This is a genomic window from Streptomyces sp. NPDC014889 (assembly GCF_043081205.1).
Taxonomy (GTDB): domain Bacteria; phylum Actinomycetota; class Actinomycetes; order Streptomycetales; family Streptomycetaceae; genus Streptomyces.
Window position 1 is genome coordinate 393,817 of sequence record NZ_JBIBWH010000003.1, and the last position, 17,459, is coordinate 411,275.

Consider the following 17,459-nt stretch of genomic DNA (forward strand, 5'->3'; position numbering starts at 1 on the left):
CCCGCGTCACTTCTTCACACGAACGGTCTTGGTGGACCGGGTTTCGAGTGTCATCTCGTCGGCCTCGTCGACCTTCGCTTTCAGTCGCACAGTACCCGTCGCGGCGTCGACCACGTCCACCACCTTCGCAAGGAGTTTCGCAGTATCCGCGTTCCCCGAAACACCGGCGAGCTGAACGGCCCGGCCCAGTTTGGCCGTTGCTCCATCCAGATCACCCGCTTTGCGAAGGTCCAGGCCCTGTTGGATGACCTGTGCCAGTTCGGCCTGCCCGGTGTAGTGGGCCACCTGGGGATTGATCGAGGTGGAGGCGGTCATGTCGTCGGTCCACACGGCCCGCACCAGCCCCTGGGCGCCGAGGCTCTGCGCCGTCCCGTCCGGTGCGGGCACCACCAGGGAGACGCGGGCGGCGAGCATCTCCTGCCCGACGCCGGCCGCGGGCACCGCCACACAGAGGTGGTAGTCGCGGGACTCGTCGCCCCAGGAACCGGTGGGATAGTCCCCGGCGCGCGGGCCCGCCTCGGTCCGGCGGTCGGTCAACTCCTCCACGCCGGGGGCGACTTGCTTGACGAACTTGATGGTCGTGCCCACCGGCGTCCACACCCGCAGCCGGACGTCCGCGACCTCCTTGCCCATCGCCGTCTCCATCATCCGCGTGAAGTCGGCGGCCAGACCGGCCGGGTCGGCCACGATGTCGGCGGTGCCGAGCAGCGCGGAGGCGATCTGTGTGACTTCTTTCACTTCCCAGTCGGTGCCCACGCCCCGCGCGTCGCACGTGAAGTGTCCCGCGCACTCGTCGAGCGTCCGCTTCAGGTCCTCCGGGGACTCGTGCTCGTTGCGGCCGTCGGTGAGCAGGATGCCGTGCCGGATGGCGACGTCGGCCGAGGACAGCAGCCGGTCGGCCAGCCGCAGCCAGGTGCCGATGGCCGTGCCGCCGCCCGCGCTGAGCCTGCGCAGCGCCTGCTTGGCCTGGTCGCGGGTGGTCGCGTCGGCGACCGCGAGCCGGCCGCCGCCCGGATACACCTCCTTGGCCACGTGCGTGCCGCCGATCACCGCGAAGTGCACGCCGTCGCGCAGGGTGTCGATCGCGGCGGCCGTGGCGTCGCGGGCGTTACGCATCTTGGCCGGCGGGTAGTCCATCGAGCCCGAGCAGTCGACCATGATCACCACCGCGGCGGACGGCCCCTGCCCCGGCGTGTACAGGTGCGGCGCCGCGACCGCGCCGCCGATCGTGCCGCCGCCGGTCGCGGTGACCGTGACGATCGCGTTGACCTCCCGGCCGCCCTCCGGCAGGTACTCGTTCTGGTACACGTCCACCGAGAACTGCGGCACGCTGGACTTCGAGAAATTCGCCATGCTGTCCCAGATCCCCCTCTGGACCCCGTGAACGGGGACGACGACTGTGAACGGACCGGCCCCCGCCGGCCCTCGGAGCTTCGCCGCGCTGAGGGCTCGGCCGGGGGTTTCCGTCACGCGTCCCGGCGTACGTCCCTCAGGCCGATCCTGCCCCCTGCGGCGCGGCCGGGAACGGCAGGACGGCCACTGTTACGTTGTCGTGGCCCCCGCCGTCGAGGGCGTGGCCGACCAGCACCCGGGCGCTGTGCAGCGGGCGCACGGCGGCGTCGAGGGGGACGGCCTCGGCCATCTCCCGAGCCGTCTCGGCGTAGTTCCACAGCCCGTCCGTGCACACCACGACCACGCCCGGCCGGTCCGGCTTGAACGACGCCGTGTGCGGCTCCAGTTCGTAGGCGTCCGCGCCGAGCCAGCCGGTGATCGCGTGGGCACGCTCGTCGGCGTACGCCTCCGCCTCGGACATCAGGCCCGCGGAGACCATCTGCGCGGCCCACGAGTCGTCCTCGGTGAGCCGGGCCGGGGGCGCGCCGCGGTCCGCCGGCACCCAGTAGGCGCGACTGTCGCCGACCCAGCCCACGACCAGCAGTCCGGGGGTGACCACCGCGCCGACGAACGTGCAGGCCGGTGCGTTCTGGTGGGCGGAGTGCCGGCCTTCCGGCGCCGGCTCGCCGGCGAGCGCGTCGACCGCCTGCGCGGCGGCGACGATCGCGTCGTGCATGGCCTGCTGCGGGTGCGTGCCCCGGGGCAGCGCGGCCAGCAGCGACTCGCTCGCCGTACGTGAGGCAGCCAGGGACGCTTCGTCGGGGCGGGTCGCGGAGGACACGCCGTCGCAGACGACCGCGGCGAGGGCGGGCGAGCCGTCGGGCAGCGTGGTGCGGCCGAGGGCGAAGGCGTCCTCGTTGCGGTGGTGGCGCAGACCGCGGTCGCTGACCGCGGCGATCGGGCCCGACTCCTCCTCCATGTGGTCGCGTTCGCGCGGCTGGGCGTGCCCGCAGTTCTCGCAGTAGCCGTCGCTGTCGACCCGGCCGGCCCGGCAGGCGACGCACACCCCGGCGCCCTCGCCCGGCGCGGCGGCGTCGGTGTCGGCGGGCACGCGCGGGTCAGGCGCCTGCAAGGGGTACTCCTCGGGCTCCGCGGGCCGGTCGAGCCGCACACCGGAGGCGGGCTGCGGCTGCGCCTGTTCTTGCGGCTGGGGCTGCTGCGGCTGCGGCTGTCCCTGAACCGCCGCCTGCGCCGAGACATGCGGCTGTGGCGGAGGCTGGGCCGCCGCGTGTGCCTGGGCCGGGGGCTGCGGCTGCGACTGCGGGTGGGAATGCGCCTGCGGCTGGGGCTGAACGGCCGCCTGGGGCCGGGGCGGTGCCCCCTCCGCCGCGTGCGGCTGCTGCTGAACCGTCGCCCGGACGTGGGCAGGAGCCTGCGGCTGCGCCTGCCCGTGCTGCTGCGGTTGTCCCTCGACCGCGGCCTGTGCCGGAGCCTGCGGCCGCGGCTGCGCGGCCGGCGGCGCCTGCCGTGCCGGTGCCGGCAGCGGGGCGCCGCTGGAGTCCGTGCCCGGCAGGTCCGTCGGCAGATGCAGCCGCGGTGGGGCCTCGGAGGCGTCCGGGTGCGGCGCGCGCGGCCACACGGCGTCGTCGGCGCGCTCGCCGGGGCCGGCCGGGCGCGGCACCGCGCCGCGGTCCATGCCGCGGTCCATGGTGAGCGTCGGCGTGTCGCCCGGTCCCGCGGCGGCCGCGGACAGGTCGTACCCGCACGCGCCGCAGAAGCGGTCACCCGATTCGAGCGGCTCCGCACAGCTCGGGCACTTCGGCAGCGCGGCCTGCTGGTGCATCTGCGACATCAACTACACCCACGTCCGGGGGCGGTAACGGTTGGCACGTTCCACCAGGTCGATCCTCTCCTCGCCCCCGGGGGCCAGCCGGGCCAGCGTGCGGTACGAACGCTCCAGGCCGAAGCGGAGTCCCCGCTCGTCCAGGTCGCTGCCGAGCAGCACCCGCCGGGCGGCCGGGTCGGTGGCCCGGCCCCCGGAGAGTACCCAGTCCAGGGCGCAGCCGAGGACTTCCGCCGACAACAGCTCGCGCCGCGCCGGGTCGAGACCGTAGGCCTGAAGTGCCTCGACCTGCCCGGAGGCGGCCGTCAGATCGTCCAGGAACGGCGTGTCGGAGGCCGCCGCCGTACGGTGCCGCAGCCGTGCCCGTACGGCCGCCACGCGGGCCGCCGTGTAGTGGATGGAGGACTCCGGTACGGACTCCAACGTCCGCACCGCGCCGTTCCGGTCGCCGCCGGCGAGCTGCACGCGGGCGAGCCCGAACGCGGCGCTGACCTGGCTCGGGTCGGTCGACCAGACCAGGCGGTAGTACTCGGCGGCGTTGTCGAGCTGGCCGAGCACCTCGGCGCACAGGCCGAGCGCCAGCTTCGGCGCGACCTCGCCCGGGAAGGCGTCGTAGACCGCGTCGAAGGCGAGGGCCGCCTCCTCGTGGTCGCCGGTGACCAGGGAGGCCGTGCCCCGGTACCAGACGACCCGCCAGTCGTCCGGGTGACTCTGCTCCAGTTGGCGCAGGACCTCCAGCGCGGTGGCCGTCTCGCCGGTCTCCAACCTGGCGCGGACCTGGCGCAGCCGGGTCTCGGCCGACTGCACGGGCGCCGCGGCGAGCGCGTGCGCCAGTTCACCGGGCGCCGACGTCAACAGGCCCGCCAGAAAACCCGCGTTCGGGTCACCCGGGTCCACATGGGGCACCGGCAGGGCGAGCGCGGCGACGGGTGCGTCGACGGGCTTGACGAGCGCCGGGGGAGCCGGCGGGTTCGGTGTGTCCGGGGCGCCGCCGCCGTGGGCGGTCCCGGCGGCGAGGGCCGGGGCCGAACGGCGCGGGCGGGTCACCCGTGCCCCCAGCCGGGACACGTCCGCGTCCAGCCTCGGGAACAACTCCGTGTCCGTCACCCGGAGTTCCGGACCGAACAGCGTCGAAAGAGCCGGCCGCGCCCGGCCGGTCTGCAAGGACACGACCTCCCGCAGCACGCCCGTGAGCTGCTCGGCCATCTCCTGCGCCGAGGCGAACCGGCGGGCCGGGTCGGGGTCGGTGGCGCGGACCAGCAGACGGTAGAAGGACTCGTACCGGCGGAAGACCTCGATGTTGTCCGGGTCGGGCAGGGAGTCCGCGAAGACGTTCGTGTAGCCCTGGAAGTCGAAGGTGAGGACGGCGAGCGTACGGCCCACCGTGTACAGGTCGCTGGCCACCGACGGGCCGGCCTCGGCCACCTCGGGCGCCTGGTAGCCGACCGTGCCGTAGATGGCCGACTCCTCGTCGTCCATCCGGCGCACCGCGCCCATGTCGATCAGCTTGAGCTGGTCCTCGGTCTGGATCGCGTTGTCGACCTTGAAGTCGCAGTACAGCAGGTTGCGGCTGTGCAGATGACCGAGCGCCTCCAGGGCCTCGATGCCGTACGCGCAGGCCTGCTCCACCGGCAGCGGATCGCGTCTGCCCTCCGGGGTGCGGCGGGAGTTGGCGATCTCCTTCAGCGACTTGCCGCCGACGTACTCCATCACGATGTAGCCGTCGAGGGAGCCGGTGCGCTGGTCGAGGTGCTCGACGAAGTTGTAGATCCGCACGATGTTGGCGTGCTCGATCTCCGCCAGGAACCGCCGCTCGGAGATCGCCGCCGCCATCGCGTCCTGGTCGCCGGTGTCCAGCAGGCCCTTGAGCACCACCCAGCGGTCGGACACGGCCCGGTCCACGGCGAGGTAGATCCAGCCCAGGCCGCCGTGCGCCAGACAGCCCACCACCTCGTACTGGCCGTGGACGACGTCCCCGGCCCTCAGCTTCGGCACGAAGGAGTACGGGTGCCCGCACTTGGTGCAGAAGCCCTCCGTACGACCCGGGCGGTCCCCCCGCGCGCGGCCGACCGGCGCCCCGCAGTCCGAGCGCGAGCAGAACCGCTTGCGCTCCGGCACCTCGGGGTTGTCCAGCACCATCGAACGCGGGTCGGGCCGCGGCACCTGCGGCACCTGCACCAGGCCCGCGCCCAGCCGGCCGCGGCCGGAGGAGCCGGCCGTGGAGCCGGAGCTGCGCACCGACACCGAGCGGCCGGTGGCCCTGCCCGACAGCGAGCGCGAGAGCCGTCCCGACACCGAGCGGCGGGACCGGGAGGAACCCGTCGACTGCGACGACGTACGGGAGCTTCGGGCGCTGCCCGCCGAACCCCTGCTCCCCGCCGAACCCCGCGAGTCCCCGCCGCCGGTCACGCCGGTGGGCGGTGAGACCACCAAGCCCGTCGACGAGACCACGGGCGCGAGACCGCATGTGTCGCAGTACAGCTCGCCGCCTCCGACGTCCTCGTACGCTCCGCCGCAGTCCGGCCGCTGACAGGTCTGCCCCGCCTCACTCATGACTCCCCCTACCGTCCCTCGCGCCCGCCCTGCTCCGGCACCCGGGAGCCGCCGAGCAACTCGGCCGCCGCGTGCTGGTAGCGCAGCACGGCCTGTTCGGCCACCCGCAGGTCGCAGGGCGCGCTCCACAGCATGCGGCGCGCCGCGTCGTACCGCTCCACCAGCAGCGGGTCCTCCGCCAGACCGTGCCGGGCCACCTTCGCCTTGTACGCGTCCAGCCGCCCGCGCAGCTCGGCGCGGACCGCCAGCGGTGCGGTGACCGCCGTCAACGACTCGCGGGCGCGCAGGAGTTCGTCCTCCGCCTTCTGCTCCAGAGACTCCAGCAGCGGCGACAGCCGGTGCCACCGGGCCTGTCTGCGGTACTCGGCGGCCGTCGCCAGCTGCTCCTGGAGCGCGGTCGGCGGACCGCTGACCACCGGCACCTCCGTGGCGGCGATCTTCGCCAGCACCTCGCCGCGCGCGGTGCGCGCCTCGGCGAGCGTGCGGTCCGCGCGCGAGAGCACGTCCCGCAGCCTGATCAGCCGCTGCTCGGCGTCCTGCCGCACCCCGAGCACGGCCTCGATCTCCCGGCGCACCTCGTCGAGGGCCCGCGCCTGACGGTCGTACACCGTGGTGTCCGGCCGTCCGCCGCCCGGCGCCGAACTGCCCTGCGCGGGCACCCAGAAGGCGAGCGGATCGGAGATCACCTCCGCGCGCAGTTCCGTCAGCGTGCGCGTGACGCGCTCCAGGTCGTCGCCCGCCGGGTGCTCGCCGGGGCGGACGCCGACCGAGTGCGCGAGCCGTCGGGTGCGCTGGAGCTCCGCGGCCAGCAGATCGATCCGCGCGGGCAGTGCCGACCACACCGCGTCGGCGGCGACGACCATGTCCAGACCGGCCGCGTACAGCTCGTTCATCCGGTCGACCAGCGTGACCAGGGAGAAGCTCTGGCTGAGCCGGCCCGGGCCGGGCGCGCCCGCGGCGGCCGCGCCGGAGACGGTGACGGACTCGCCGCGCAGCAGCTCGGTCAGCTCCACCAGGTCCTCGCGGCTGGACCAGCGGCGGCGGGCGCGGATCTCACGGGCGGTGCGCAGGGCGCCGCTGTAGGCGTCGAAGTACGCCCACAGCAGCGTGATCGACGCCTCCGTGACCGCCCAGCGCTCCTTGGTGACGCCGGTCAGCTCGGCGCCCTCCAGGAGTCTGCGGCCCGCGTGGTCCTGCAGGGCGAGCAGCGAGGTCTCGATGGCCTCGTGCTCCGCGCCGAGCCGCGCCAGCGCACGGTCCACCTCGTCCCGGTCCATCACCGGCCCGGCGGGGTCCGTGACGCCCATCGATCACCTCTCGCTGCTGCGTGTCGCCTGTGTGCTGTCGGGTTGTGCCGGTCCGTGGTGCCGCGCCGGCCGGTGACAGGTCACCGGTAGGACGGCGTCGGCGCCGTGGCCGACGGGGAGTCCTTACCCAGCGTGGCGGACAGCCACGTCCCGTACGACGTCTTCCAGCCCCCGTCCTTGCGGTAGTTCTCCAGTGTCCGGTTGACCTGGCGGACCAGGTCGTCGGCACCGAGCTTCATGGCCACACCGTAGAACTCCTTGGTGAAGGAGGCGCCCTTCAGGGCGACGGTGGGGTCCTGCGCGGCCTGGCTGGCGGCGAGCGCGCCGTCCGTCACCACCGCGTCCACCTCGCCGAGCTGGAGCCGCACCAGGCAGTCGAGCTGGTTGGGGACGGTGGTGGCGATGTCGGTGGACGCGGGGAGCGTGCCGTCCTTGGTGTCCGCGGCCAGGTGGTCGTAGGCCGTGGAGCCGGTCGCCGAGCAGACCTTCTTCCCGGCGAGTGAGCCGTCGTAGCCGGTGATGTCCGAGGTCTTGGGGGCCAGGACCTGCTGGCCGGTCAGGAAGTAGGGGGCGGAGAACGCCACTTGCTTCAGCCGGTCGCAGGTGATGGTCATGGTGCGCACCACCATGTCCACCCGGCCGCTGCGGATCGCGGGTATGCGCTCGTTGGTGGGGATGGCCTTGAACTGGACCTTGTCCGGGTCGCCGAGGATGTCCTCGGCGATGCGGTGCACGAGGTCGATGTCGAAGCCCTCCAGCGCGCCGGAGCCGTTGTTCGGGTTGCGGTAGCCCCAGCGGTAGCTGTTCTGGTCGACGCCGACCGTCAGATAGCCGCGCGAGCGGATGGCGCTCACCGTGCGGCCGCCCGCGCCGGACGGGGACAGGCTCAGGTTGTGGGCCCGGCTGTCCCGGCAGTTGTCCGCCTTGGACTGTGTGCCCTGCGCGGCCCGCCCGCCGCCCGCGACGGGGCCGGCGCCGTGCGGCTGGGTGCGGGGCAGCAGGAGGACGAACGTCAGTGCCAGGGCGCAGACGGCCGCCATCGCGCCGACCCCGCCCCAGCCCTTCAGGCCGGCCCGCAGTCGTCGTGCTCGCATCGCCACTCCCCCTCTCACCGTTGCCACGCTCCCTCTCACCGGTACTCCGAAAGCCTGCGGCCGATGCCCAGCACCGCGCCCGCCGCGCCGAGCACCGCGAGCACCGCGGAGCCGGCGGGAAGGCCCGTCATGGCGGCCCGGCCGTCCTGGGCGGCCTGCCGGAACCTGCCCGTCTCATGGGTGAGCGCCGACGCCAGGGAGGCGTCCACGTTGTCGAAGCACTCGCCCGTGGACTGCGCCCGGCCCTCGGCGGTGGTGCCGATGACCCGGTCGCGCGCCTTCTGGTAGTCGCCCGAGTCGTTGGCCTGGCGGGCCAGTTCGTGCCGCTGCTTCCACACCTTCATCGACTCGTTCGCCGTGTCCACCGGCTTCCTGCCCCCGGGGTCCTCCGCGAGGGTGCCGGCCCGGCTCAGCGTCCGGGCGAGGGTGCCGAGTTCCTGGTCGTACGCCCAGTCGTAGGCGTCCATGACCGTGCCGTCCTTCAGCGTCCTGGTCTCCGCGCCGCGGCTGACAAGGGTGAGGTTCTCGTCGCTGCGGGCCTTGAGGGAGGCGATACGGGCGTCGTGCAGCACGTTCAGCGAGCGCACCCCGTGCGTGTACGAGCCGTTGAGGCCCGCGCGCGCGACGCTGTGGCCGATCACCAGCCACAGCAGGACGACGGCGGTGGCGGCGCTCGCGGCGACCAGGCCGTGGTTCAGCACCCGGTTCGTCCGACGGTAGTTGCGCCGCTGGGCCCAGGCGAGGGCCGCCAGGGCGACGACGCCGAGGGCGATCGCGGCCCACGGGTACGGTGTCGCGTCCCCGTAGTCGGCGCGCAGCCGCTGGTTCTCCTTCTGGTACAGGTCCTCGGCCGCCGGGAGCATCTCGTTCTGCATGGTGTCGTTGGCGGCGCGCAGGTACGCGCCGCCGACCGGGAAGCCCTGACGGTTGTTGGCACGGGCGGACTCGACCAGGCCCTTGTAGCGCGGCAGGAGCTGGTTGAGCTTGGTGATGGTGGCCGCGGAGGGGCTGCCGGGAGCGGAGTTGGCGGCGGCGGTGACCAGCTTGGCGGCGGCCGTGCGGATGTCGGACTCGTAGCGCTCGCGGGTGGCCGCCGTCTCCTGCAGACCGGCCAGATAGCCGCTGGTCGCCATGGTGTTGGCGTCGGCGAGCGAGCGGTAGATGTCGGCCGCGTCGGAGCTGAGCGGCTGGCTGCGGTGCAGGACGTCGTCGGCCGCCGTGGCACGGTCGGTGGTCTGGAGGGCGGTGACGGCGCCGAAGGCCACGACGAGGAGGGCGAGGACGGCGCCGATGACGCGGAGCCGGCCGGGCTCGGTGGTGGCGGCGGTGCGCAGGCGCTCGGCGCCCTCGGCGAAGGCGGTGCGGCGCGGGGGCGACGGGGGCCGGGCAGCGGGGACGGGGGCAGCGGGCTGCGGCGGGATCGCCGGCAGCGTGGGCAGGCCCGGGCCCGGCGGCGCCGAGCTGCTCGTCGGCGGTTGTGTCACTGCTGACCTCCCCCATGGTCATCCGTCGCCGCAAGTATCGCTGCCGGGACCGACATCCGCACCGGTCTTCACCCGAACTCGGCCGAACCGTGCGCGCTCGCCCCGTACCACCCCTTGCCCATGTATACGCCGGGAGAATCTGTTCGGTTCCCCCGCGCTTCCCGCGCGCCCAGGGTGCGCAGGGAGGCCCGGCCCGCGCCCCGCCGTCCCACGGCCGCGGACCGGACGGACCGTTCCGCTCACTGCTCGAAGTGGGCCCGCACCCTCTCCAGGGCCGCCGCCGGCGCTCCCACGTGGTCCAGGCCCAGGAGGGCCGCGCCCAGGACCGGACGGGCCCTGACGACCCGCGGGACCGCCTTGGGGGCCCGGTCGGCGAGCAGACCGCGGACGGCGTCGTCGAGTCGGGGGTGGCGGGCGGCGAGGACACTGCCGCCGAGGACGACCGGGGTCTCCTCGTCGAGCAGCCCGAGGCGGGCCAGCGCGACCGCGGCCATGGCGACCACCTCCTCGGCCTGGCGGTCGACGATCGCGCCGGCTACCGGATCGCCCCGGTCGGCGGTGGCGAACAGGACCGGGGCCAGTTCGTGGCGGCGGTGGTGGTCGACGTGCCCCAGGTGCAGCGCTTCGATCAGGGCGTACATGGAGTCGAGACCGAAGTGGGCCGGGAGGGCGCGGGACAGAGCGGTGGGCGCGCCGCGGCCGTCCTCCGCGCGGGCCGCGTACCACAGGGCCTCCTCCGCCAGGCCCCAGCCGCCGCCCCAGTCGCCCGAGACACGGCCGAGCGCGGGGAAGCGGGCGGTGCGGCCGTCCGGGAGCATGCCGACGCAGTTGATGCCGGCGCCGCAGACGACCGCGACCCCGCGCGGTTCGGCCACGCCCGCGCGCAGGATGGCGAACGTGTCGTTGCGGACCTCCACCGTCGTGCCCCACGCGCGCGCGTGCAGCGCCGACGCCAACTGCTCCTCCTCCACGGGCAGATCGGCGTTGGCCAGGCACGCCGAGACATGGGCGGCGCCGGAGACGCCGGCCTGCGCGTACGCCCGCCGGACCGGTTCCTCCAGGGCGTCCACCGCGGTCTCCACGCCCACGGCCGGCGGCCGGAACCCGCCGCCGCGGGCCGTCGCGAGGACGTGCCCGTCGGCCGCCACCACCGCGACGTCCGTCTTGCTGTTGCCCGCGTCGATCGCGAGGACGCTTGCGCTCAGGCCCACGCGAGGTACTCCCGGTTGTGCGCGACCAGTTGGTCGGTGAGGGTCTCGGCGTAGGCGTACTGGCCGACCAGGGGGTGCGCGAGGAGGGCGCGGAAGACGCGGTCCCGGCCGCCGCGCAGGGCCGCATCGAGGGCCAGGTCCTCGTACGCCGTCACATCGGCCATCAGGCCCGCGTACAGCGGGTCAACGCCGGAGACCGGCAGGGGGACCGCGCCCTTGGAGCCCACCGCCGCCTGCACCTCGATCACCGCGTCGTCCGGGAGGAAGGGCAGGGTGCCCTTGTTGTACGTGTTCACCACCTGGTACGGGTTGCCCCCTCCGCCCAGCAACGCCGCCGCCAGGTCCACGGCCGCCTCCGAGTAGAAGGCGCCGCCCCGCCGGGCGAGCAGGGCCGGCTTCTCCACCAGAGCCGGATCGCCGTACATCGTCAGCAACTCCCGCTCCATCGCCGCCACCTCGGCCGCCCGGGACGGCTTGGTGCGCAGTTCCTCCACGACCTCGTCGTGCGCGTAGTAGTAGCGCAGGTAGTAGGAGGGGACCACGCCCAGGTGGTCCAGGAGCCGGCGGGGCAGGCGCAGTTCGCCGGCGATCGCCTCGCCGTGCTCGGCCAGGAGCCGGGGGAGTACGTCCTCGCCCTCGGGGCCGCCCAGGCGCACCGCCGTCTCCCAGGTGAGGTGGTTCAGGCCCACGTGGTCCAGGTGGATGTCGGTGGGCGCGAGGTCGAGCATCCGCGCGAACTTGCGCTGGAGGCCGATCGCCACGTTGCACAGGCCGACCGCCCGGTGGCCGGCCTGGAGCAGGGCGCGGGTGACGATGCCGACCGGGTTGGTGAAGTCGATGATCCAGGCGGCCGGGTTGGCGCGGCGGACCCGGTCGGCGATGTCCAGGACCACCGGGACCGTGCGCAGCGCCTTGGCCAGACCGCCCGCGCCGGTGGTCTCCTGGCCGACGCAGCCGCACTCCAGGGGCCATGTCTCGTCCTGCTGCCGCGCCGCCTGGCCGCCGACGCGCAGTTGGAGCAGCACCGCGTCGGCGCCGTCGACGGCCGCGTCCAGGTCGGAAGTGGTGACGACACGGCCCGGGTGGCCCTGGTGGGCGAGGATGCGGCGGGCCAGCCCGCCCACCAGTTCCAGCCGGTCCGTCGCCGGGTCCACCAGTACGAGTTCCTCGACGGGCAGGGTGTCCCTCAGACGTGCGAAACCGTCGACGAGTTCGGGGGTGTAGGTCGAGCCGCCGCCGACCACGGTGAGTTTCATGCTGTTCAACCCTTCACTCCGGTGAGTGTGACGCCTTCGACGAACGCCTTCTGCGCGAAGAAGAACACGAGGATCACGGGGGCCATGACCAGAACGGTCGCGGCCATGGTGAGGTTCCAGTCGGTGTGGTGCGCTCCCTTGAAGGACTCCAGGCCGTAGGACAGGGTCCACGCGCCGGGGTTCTCGGAGGCGTAGATCTGCGGGCCGAAGTAGTCGTTCCAGGCGTAGAAGAACTGGAAGAGGGCGACGGCCGCGAGGCCGGGCCGGGCCATGGGGACCACGACCCTCAGCAGGGTGCGCAGTTCGCCGCAGCCGTCGACCCTCGCCGCGTCCAGGTACTCGTTCGGAATGGTCGTCAGGAACTGCCGCAGCAGGAAGACGGAGAACGCGTCCCCGAACGCCATCGGGATGATCAGCGGCCACAGCGTGCCCGACAGGTCGAGCTGCTTGGCCCAGAACAGGTACATCGGGATGATGATCACCTGCGGGGGCAGCATCATCATCGAGATCACCAGCATGAGCGACAGGTTGCGGCCCCGGAAGCGGAACTTGGCCAGCGCGTAGGCCACGGGCAGAGAGGACGCGACCGTCAGGACCGTGCCGAGACCGGCGTAGACCAGTGTGTTCCGCCACCAGGTGAGGAAGCCCGGGGTGTCGAGGACCTTCTGGTAGTTGCCCCACTCCCAGGTGTGCGGGACCAGATCGCGGCTGAGGGCCTGGCTGTCGCTCATCAGCGAGGTCAGCACCACGAACACGAAGGGCAGGACGAAGAACAGGGCGGCCGCCACGCCGAGCGAGTGGACCGCGATCCACTCCAGCACCGCCCTGCGGCGGGCCGTGCGCTCGGCGGGGGAGGGCCGGCTCCTCAACCCCGTCGGTTTGTCCAGTACTTGGGCCATCGTCAGTCACCTGCCTGGATGAGACCGCCCCGGCGCCGCATCAGGAACGCGGTGAACACCATCGACAGGGCGAACAGCACCAGCGCCACCACGCAGGCCGGGCCGTACTCGAAGCGCTGGAAGCCGAGGTTGTACACGAGCTGGGGGAGGGTGAGCGTGGACCTGTCCGGGTAGCCGGGCTCGAACTGGGTGCCCGCGCCCTGGATCACGCCCGAGGCGACCTTTCCTGCGATCAGCGGCTGGGTGTAGTACTGCATCGTCTGGATCACACCTGTGACCACCGCGAACATCACGATCGGCGAGATGTTCGGCAGCGTGACGTACCGGAATCGCTGCCAGGGCGAGGCGCCGTCCAGCTCCGCGGCCTCGTACTGCTCCGTGGGCACGTCGAGCAGCGCGGCCATGAAGATGACCATCAGGTCGCCCACCCCCCACAGGGCGAGCATCGTCAGGGCCGGCTTGGACCAGGCGGGGTCGCCGAACCAGCCGGGCGCGGGGATCCCGACCCGCTCCAGAAGGGAGTTGACCGGGCCCGTGCCGGGGTTGAGCAGGAAGGCGAAGGCCATGGTCGCCGCCACCGGCGGGGCCAGGTAGGGCAGGTAGAACAGGGTGCGGAAGACACCCGTGCCCGTTCTGATCCTGGTGATCAGCAGGCCCACGCCGAGCCCGAAGACCACCCGCAGGCTCACCATTACCAGGACCAGCCAGAGGGTGTTGCGCAGAGCCGGCCAGAACAGCGGGTAGCTCTGGAAGACGTACGTCCAGTTCCTGGTGCCGCGCCACGTCGGCGGCCCGAAGCCGTCGTAGTGCATGAACGAGAAGTAGACGGTGGAGATCAGCGGATAGGCGAAGAAGACCGCGAAGCCGATCAGCCACGGCGACATGAAGGCGAGGGTCTTCAGCGCCGAACGGCGGCGCTTGGACGCCAGGGTGACGGTGGTCATGCGCGCCTACTTCGCCTGCGCGATGTCCGTGTCGATCTGCTCGGCCGTCCTGAGCAGGCCGGCCTTGAGGTCCTTCGCCCGGCCGCTCTCGTAGTCGTAGCCGAACTGCTGGATCGTCACCAGGTACTGGCCGCCGTTGACGGAGGCGGGCGTCGTGGTCGAGTCCGGGTTGGCGGCGATGTCCAGGAAGGTCTTGAAGCGCGGGTCGTACTTCAGCTTCGGGGACTTGAGCGCGGCCAGCGTGGAGGGCACGTTGTGGATGTCGTTGGCGAAGCCGACCACCGCGTCGGTGTCCGTGGTCATGTACTTCACCAGCTCCCAGGCGGCGTTCTGCTTCTTGCTGGTGGCGGCGATGCCCGCGATGGTGCCGGTGATGTAGCCCTTGCCGTACTGGTCGGCCCGGTCGTCGGGGACGGGCAGCGGGGCGACGCCGATCTCGAACTCCGGCTTGGCCTCCTCGGCCATGCCCAGCCGCCACTCGCCGTCGAGCTGCATGGCCACCTGGCCGGTGTGGAAGGGGTGCTTGGGGCCCCACTCGTCGCCGAGCGTGGCGCGGTACTTCTCCAGCTTCCGGTAGCCGCCGAGTTCGTCCACGAGCCGCTTCTGAAGGGTGAAGCCCTGCTCGAAAGCGGGGTCCTTGGCCAGGTTCGACTTGCCGCTGGAGTCGAAGTAGGCCGGGGAGAACTGAGCGAAGTAGTGCTCGGTCGTCGACTCCCAGCCGTGGTAGTTCGGCATGAAGCCGAGCCGGCGGTAGCCGTCGCCCTGGGGGATCGTCAGCTTCTTGGCGTCGGCCTCGAACTCCGACCAGGTCTTCGGTGGGTTCTTGATGCCGGCCGCGGCGAAGGCGTCCTTGTTGTAGTAGAGCCCGTAGGCGTCGCCCAGCAGCGGCACCGTGCAGCGCTTGCCGTCGAACTGGGTGTACTCGTTCATCGCCTTGGGGAAGATCTTCTCCGGGTCCGTGTCCGTCTTCTCGAAGAACGGGTTGAGATCGACCAGCGCGCCCGAGGAGCAGAACTTGCCGACGTTGTTGGTGGTGAAGGAGGAGATCACGTCGGGCGCCTTGTCGCCGCCGGTGCGCAGCGCCTGGTTGATCTTGTCGTCGGTCATGTTGCCGACGACGTTGACGCGGATGTTGGGGTGCGCCTTCCGGAAGCCGTCGATCAGCGTGGTGACGGCCTTCACCTCGCGCGGATCGCTCCAGGCGTGCCAGAAGTTGATGGTCGTGTCCTTCGACGCGTCGTCGTTCGCGCCTGCGCTGGGCTGACCCGTACAGGCGGTGGCGAGCAGTGCCATGGCGGCGGAGGCGGCGAGGGCGAGGGCCGTTTTCCGGGACACTTCGGGCATGGCTGGATCTCCCTGGGGCGGGTGGGCGGTGAGGGAAAACGCGGGGCGGGTACGGCGGCTCAGCGCGAGGTGTCGAAGACCTCGTCGCGGGTGGACGCGAGCGCGCTCTCCAACGCGCCCCGCAGCACGGGGTGTTCGGGTACGTCGCCGACCACCAGACGCGGCCTGGAGGCGGCCAGTTCCTCCAGCTCGGCCTGGACCAGGGCGCGCAGCACCTCGCCGCCGGCGGTGAGCGAGGTGCCGCTGAGGACGACGAGTTCGGGGTCGAGGACGGAGACGAGGGCGGCGAGACCGGTCGCGAGCCGGGTCGCGTACGCCGTCAGGAACGTGCGGTGGGGGCCGGTGGCGTGGTCGGCGGCGCGGGCGACGAGTTCGGCGGCGGCCTGCGTGGAGGGTCCCGTGGGCAGGTCCTCGACGCCCAGTTCCCTGGCCAGTTGCGGCAGCGCCTGCGAGCCGGCCAGTTCCTGGAAGCCGCCGCTGTTGGCCCGGGTCACCTGGCGGACCAGCGGGGTGCCCGGCACCGGCAGGAAGCCGACCTCGCCGGCGCCGCCGGTCCAGCCGCGGTGCAGCCGGCCGCCGAGCACCAGGGCGGCGCCGAGGCCCTCCTGGTTCCACAGCAGGACGAAGTCACGGTGGCCGCGGGCCGCGCCGAGCCGCTGCTCGGCCATGGCCACGAGGTTGACGTCGTTCTCGTACTCCACCGGCATCGGCAGGGCGGCGGCGAGTTCGTCGAGCAGGCTGGGGGAGTGCCAGCCGGGCAGGTGGGAGGCGTAGCGCAGACGGCCGGTGTTGGGGTCGAAGGCGCCGGGGGTGCCGATGACCAGCCGGTGCACGTCGCCGCGGGCCAGCCCCGCCGCCTTCACCGCGCCGTCGAGGGCGTCGGTGACGTGCCGTACGACGGGCTGGGACGGGCGCCGGCCGGGGGTGGGCAGCTCGTACTCGCCGACGGTGCGGCCGGTGATGTCGGCGACGGCGGCGAGGATGCGGTGGGGGTTGACGTCCAGCCCGGCGGCATGGGCCGCGACCGGATCGACCGCGTAGAGCTGGGCGTTGGGACCCGGCCGTCCCTCGCTGGTCCCCGTGGCGCGGACCAGCCCTGCGGACTCCAGCCGGGCCAGGAGCTGGGAGGCGGTCGGCTTGGAGAGCCCGGTCAGCTTGCCGATCCGGGTACGCGAGAGCGGCCCGTGCTCCAGCAGGAGGTCCAGGGCGGCGCGGTCGTTCATGGCCCGCAGAACGCGCGGGGTGCCGGGCGTGCCGGCGGCTCCTGCCATGCGTGTGCCCTCCCTGCGGGTCACTGTTAGGAAAGTTTCCTTTCCGAGTGGCAGGAAGGTATGCCCGTTGCGAAGTGGCCGTCAAGAGCGCGTCCCCGCGGCAACGGAGTCGTTACCTAAAGGGACGGCGAGGGGAGCGCGCGGTCGGGAGCCCGGTCCGGTCAGTCCTTCAGTCCTTGAGGAACGGTGCCGTGTCCAGCGTGGGGTACGGCGCAGGGAGGGGCAGCGGATCTCCGAGGTCGACCTTGGTCTCGTCGTCGTAGTACGCCTCGGTGGGGTCCTCGCCGGGGAGGACAGGGGTGGTGTAGCAGTGGGCTGTGCCAGTGTTGCGGTTGATCAGGACATAGACGGAGACGCCCGCGGCGGCGTAGGTGCGGAGCTTGGGACCGGTGTCCGTCCAGTGGTTGCTGGAGGTCACCTCGCCGACGAGGGAGATCATGTCGACGGGGTACCAGCCCTTGTGGGCTCTGCGGTAGGACTCGTCCGGTTCGGAGGCCTTGCGCCGCCGGACGTAGAAGTCCGGAATGAGCAGGGCCATGGTGCCGCCGTCCTGGTTGGCGGCGCGATAGCCGTTGCCCATGCCCGCCAGCTCGAACCCGGCGTTGAAGAACTGGACCGCGAGCTTGAAAGCGCCGTCGTTGTGATGGTCGTTCGGCTGGGGCGGCACGATGACCGTCCCCTCGATGTACTCCGGCCGAATCGGCATCGGCGACGCCTTTTCGATCGCGTTCAACAGGTCGATGGGGTCCACCTGCGTCATCACCGGCTCCATGATCGGTTCGGCGCTCATCGCTGATCTCCTTGTCGCGCTGGTGTCAGGCCACGCCCGCGCCGGGTGCCCCGGCAGAACGATGAGGCGTGCGGGGCGCGTCGCACGGTGGAATCCGCGCCCCTTCACTCGAACGAGTGTGCTGAACCGTT

The 17,459-nt window shown here is 72.5% G+C and carries 13 protein-coding genes; all 13 read right to left on the bottom strand.

Features of this window, described 5'->3' with window-relative positions; all coding sequences use genetic code 11:
* Positions 1 to 6 precede the first annotated feature (6 nt).
* Positions 7 to 1,353 carry a VWA domain-containing protein gene (locus ACF09J_RS08040; protein ID WP_392304530.1) on the bottom strand — a complete coding sequence of 449 codons (1,347 nt, stop codon included), beginning with the start codon at positions 1,351 to 1,353 and terminating at the stop codon, positions 7 to 9.
* Positions 1,354 to 1,489: 136 nt separating this feature from the next.
* Positions 1,490 to 3,184: a protein phosphatase 2C domain-containing protein gene (locus tag ACF09J_RS08045; protein ID WP_392304531.1), complete on the bottom strand. Its 1,695-nt coding sequence runs from the start codon at positions 3,182 to 3,184 to the stop codon at positions 1,490 to 1,492.
* A 3-nt stretch (positions 3,185 to 3,187) separates the two neighbouring features.
* Entirely contained in the window at positions 3,188 to 5,728 is a 2,541-nt protein-coding gene (locus ACF09J_RS08050; RefSeq protein WP_392304532.1) for a tetratricopeptide repeat protein, read from the bottom strand.
* Positions 5,729 to 5,736: 8 nt separating this feature from the next.
* A complete protein-coding gene (locus ACF09J_RS08055) occupies positions 5,737 to 7,035 on the bottom strand; it encodes a hypothetical protein (RefSeq protein WP_392304533.1) in 1,299 nt (432 codons plus the stop codon).
* 80 nt (positions 7,036 to 7,115) lie between these two features.
* Positions 7,116 to 8,129, bottom strand: a complete 1,014-nt coding sequence (locus ACF09J_RS08060) for a glutamate ABC transporter substrate-binding protein (protein WP_392304534.1) — start codon at positions 8,127 to 8,129, stop codon at positions 7,116 to 7,118.
* A gap of 35 nt (positions 8,130 to 8,164) precedes the next feature.
* A complete protein-coding gene (locus ACF09J_RS08065; RefSeq protein ID WP_392304535.1) occupies positions 8,165 to 9,613 on the bottom strand; it encodes a hypothetical protein in 1,449 nt (482 codons plus the stop codon).
* Positions 9,614 to 9,852: 239 nt separating this feature from the next.
* Complete coding sequence (locus ACF09J_RS08070) at positions 9,853 to 10,824, bottom strand: N-acetylglucosamine kinase (protein WP_392304536.1); 972 nt, start codon at positions 10,822 to 10,824, stop codon at positions 9,853 to 9,855.
* Positions 10,815 to 12,080 (bottom strand): 6-phospho-beta-glucosidase, encoded by a 1,266-nt coding sequence (locus ACF09J_RS08075; RefSeq protein ID WP_392304537.1) that lies wholly within the window; start codon positions 12,078 to 12,080, stop codon positions 10,815 to 10,817. The genes ACF09J_RS08070 and ACF09J_RS08075 overlap by 10 nt, the downstream gene beginning before the upstream one ends.
* 5 nt (positions 12,081 to 12,085) lie before the next feature.
* Complete coding sequence (locus ACF09J_RS08080; protein WP_392304538.1) at positions 12,086 to 12,979, bottom strand: carbohydrate ABC transporter permease; 894 nt, start codon at positions 12,977 to 12,979, stop codon at positions 12,086 to 12,088.
* 2 nt (positions 12,980 to 12,981) lie between these two features.
* Positions 12,982 to 13,923 (bottom strand): carbohydrate ABC transporter permease, encoded by a 942-nt coding sequence (locus tag ACF09J_RS08085; RefSeq protein ID WP_392304539.1) that lies wholly within the window; start codon positions 13,921 to 13,923, stop codon positions 12,982 to 12,984.
* A 6-nt stretch (positions 13,924 to 13,929) separates the two neighbouring features.
* The gene (locus ACF09J_RS08090; protein ID WP_392304540.1) at positions 13,930 to 15,267 is read right to left on the bottom strand and encodes an ABC transporter substrate-binding protein; all 1,338 of its coding nucleotides are present in this window, start codon (positions 15,265 to 15,267) and stop codon (positions 13,930 to 13,932) included.
* A gap of 59 nt (positions 15,268 to 15,326) precedes the next feature.
* Positions 15,327 to 16,538, bottom strand: coding sequence for an ROK family protein (locus ACF09J_RS08095; RefSeq protein WP_392304541.1), 1,212 nt, complete (start codon positions 16,536 to 16,538; stop codon positions 15,327 to 15,329).
* Between the two features lie 169 nt (positions 16,539 to 16,707).
* Positions 16,708 to 17,328, bottom strand: a complete 621-nt coding sequence (locus ACF09J_RS08100; protein WP_392304542.1) for a Uma2 family endonuclease — start codon at positions 17,326 to 17,328, stop codon at positions 16,708 to 16,710.
* Between the last annotated feature and the right edge of the window lie 131 nt (positions 17,329 to 17,459).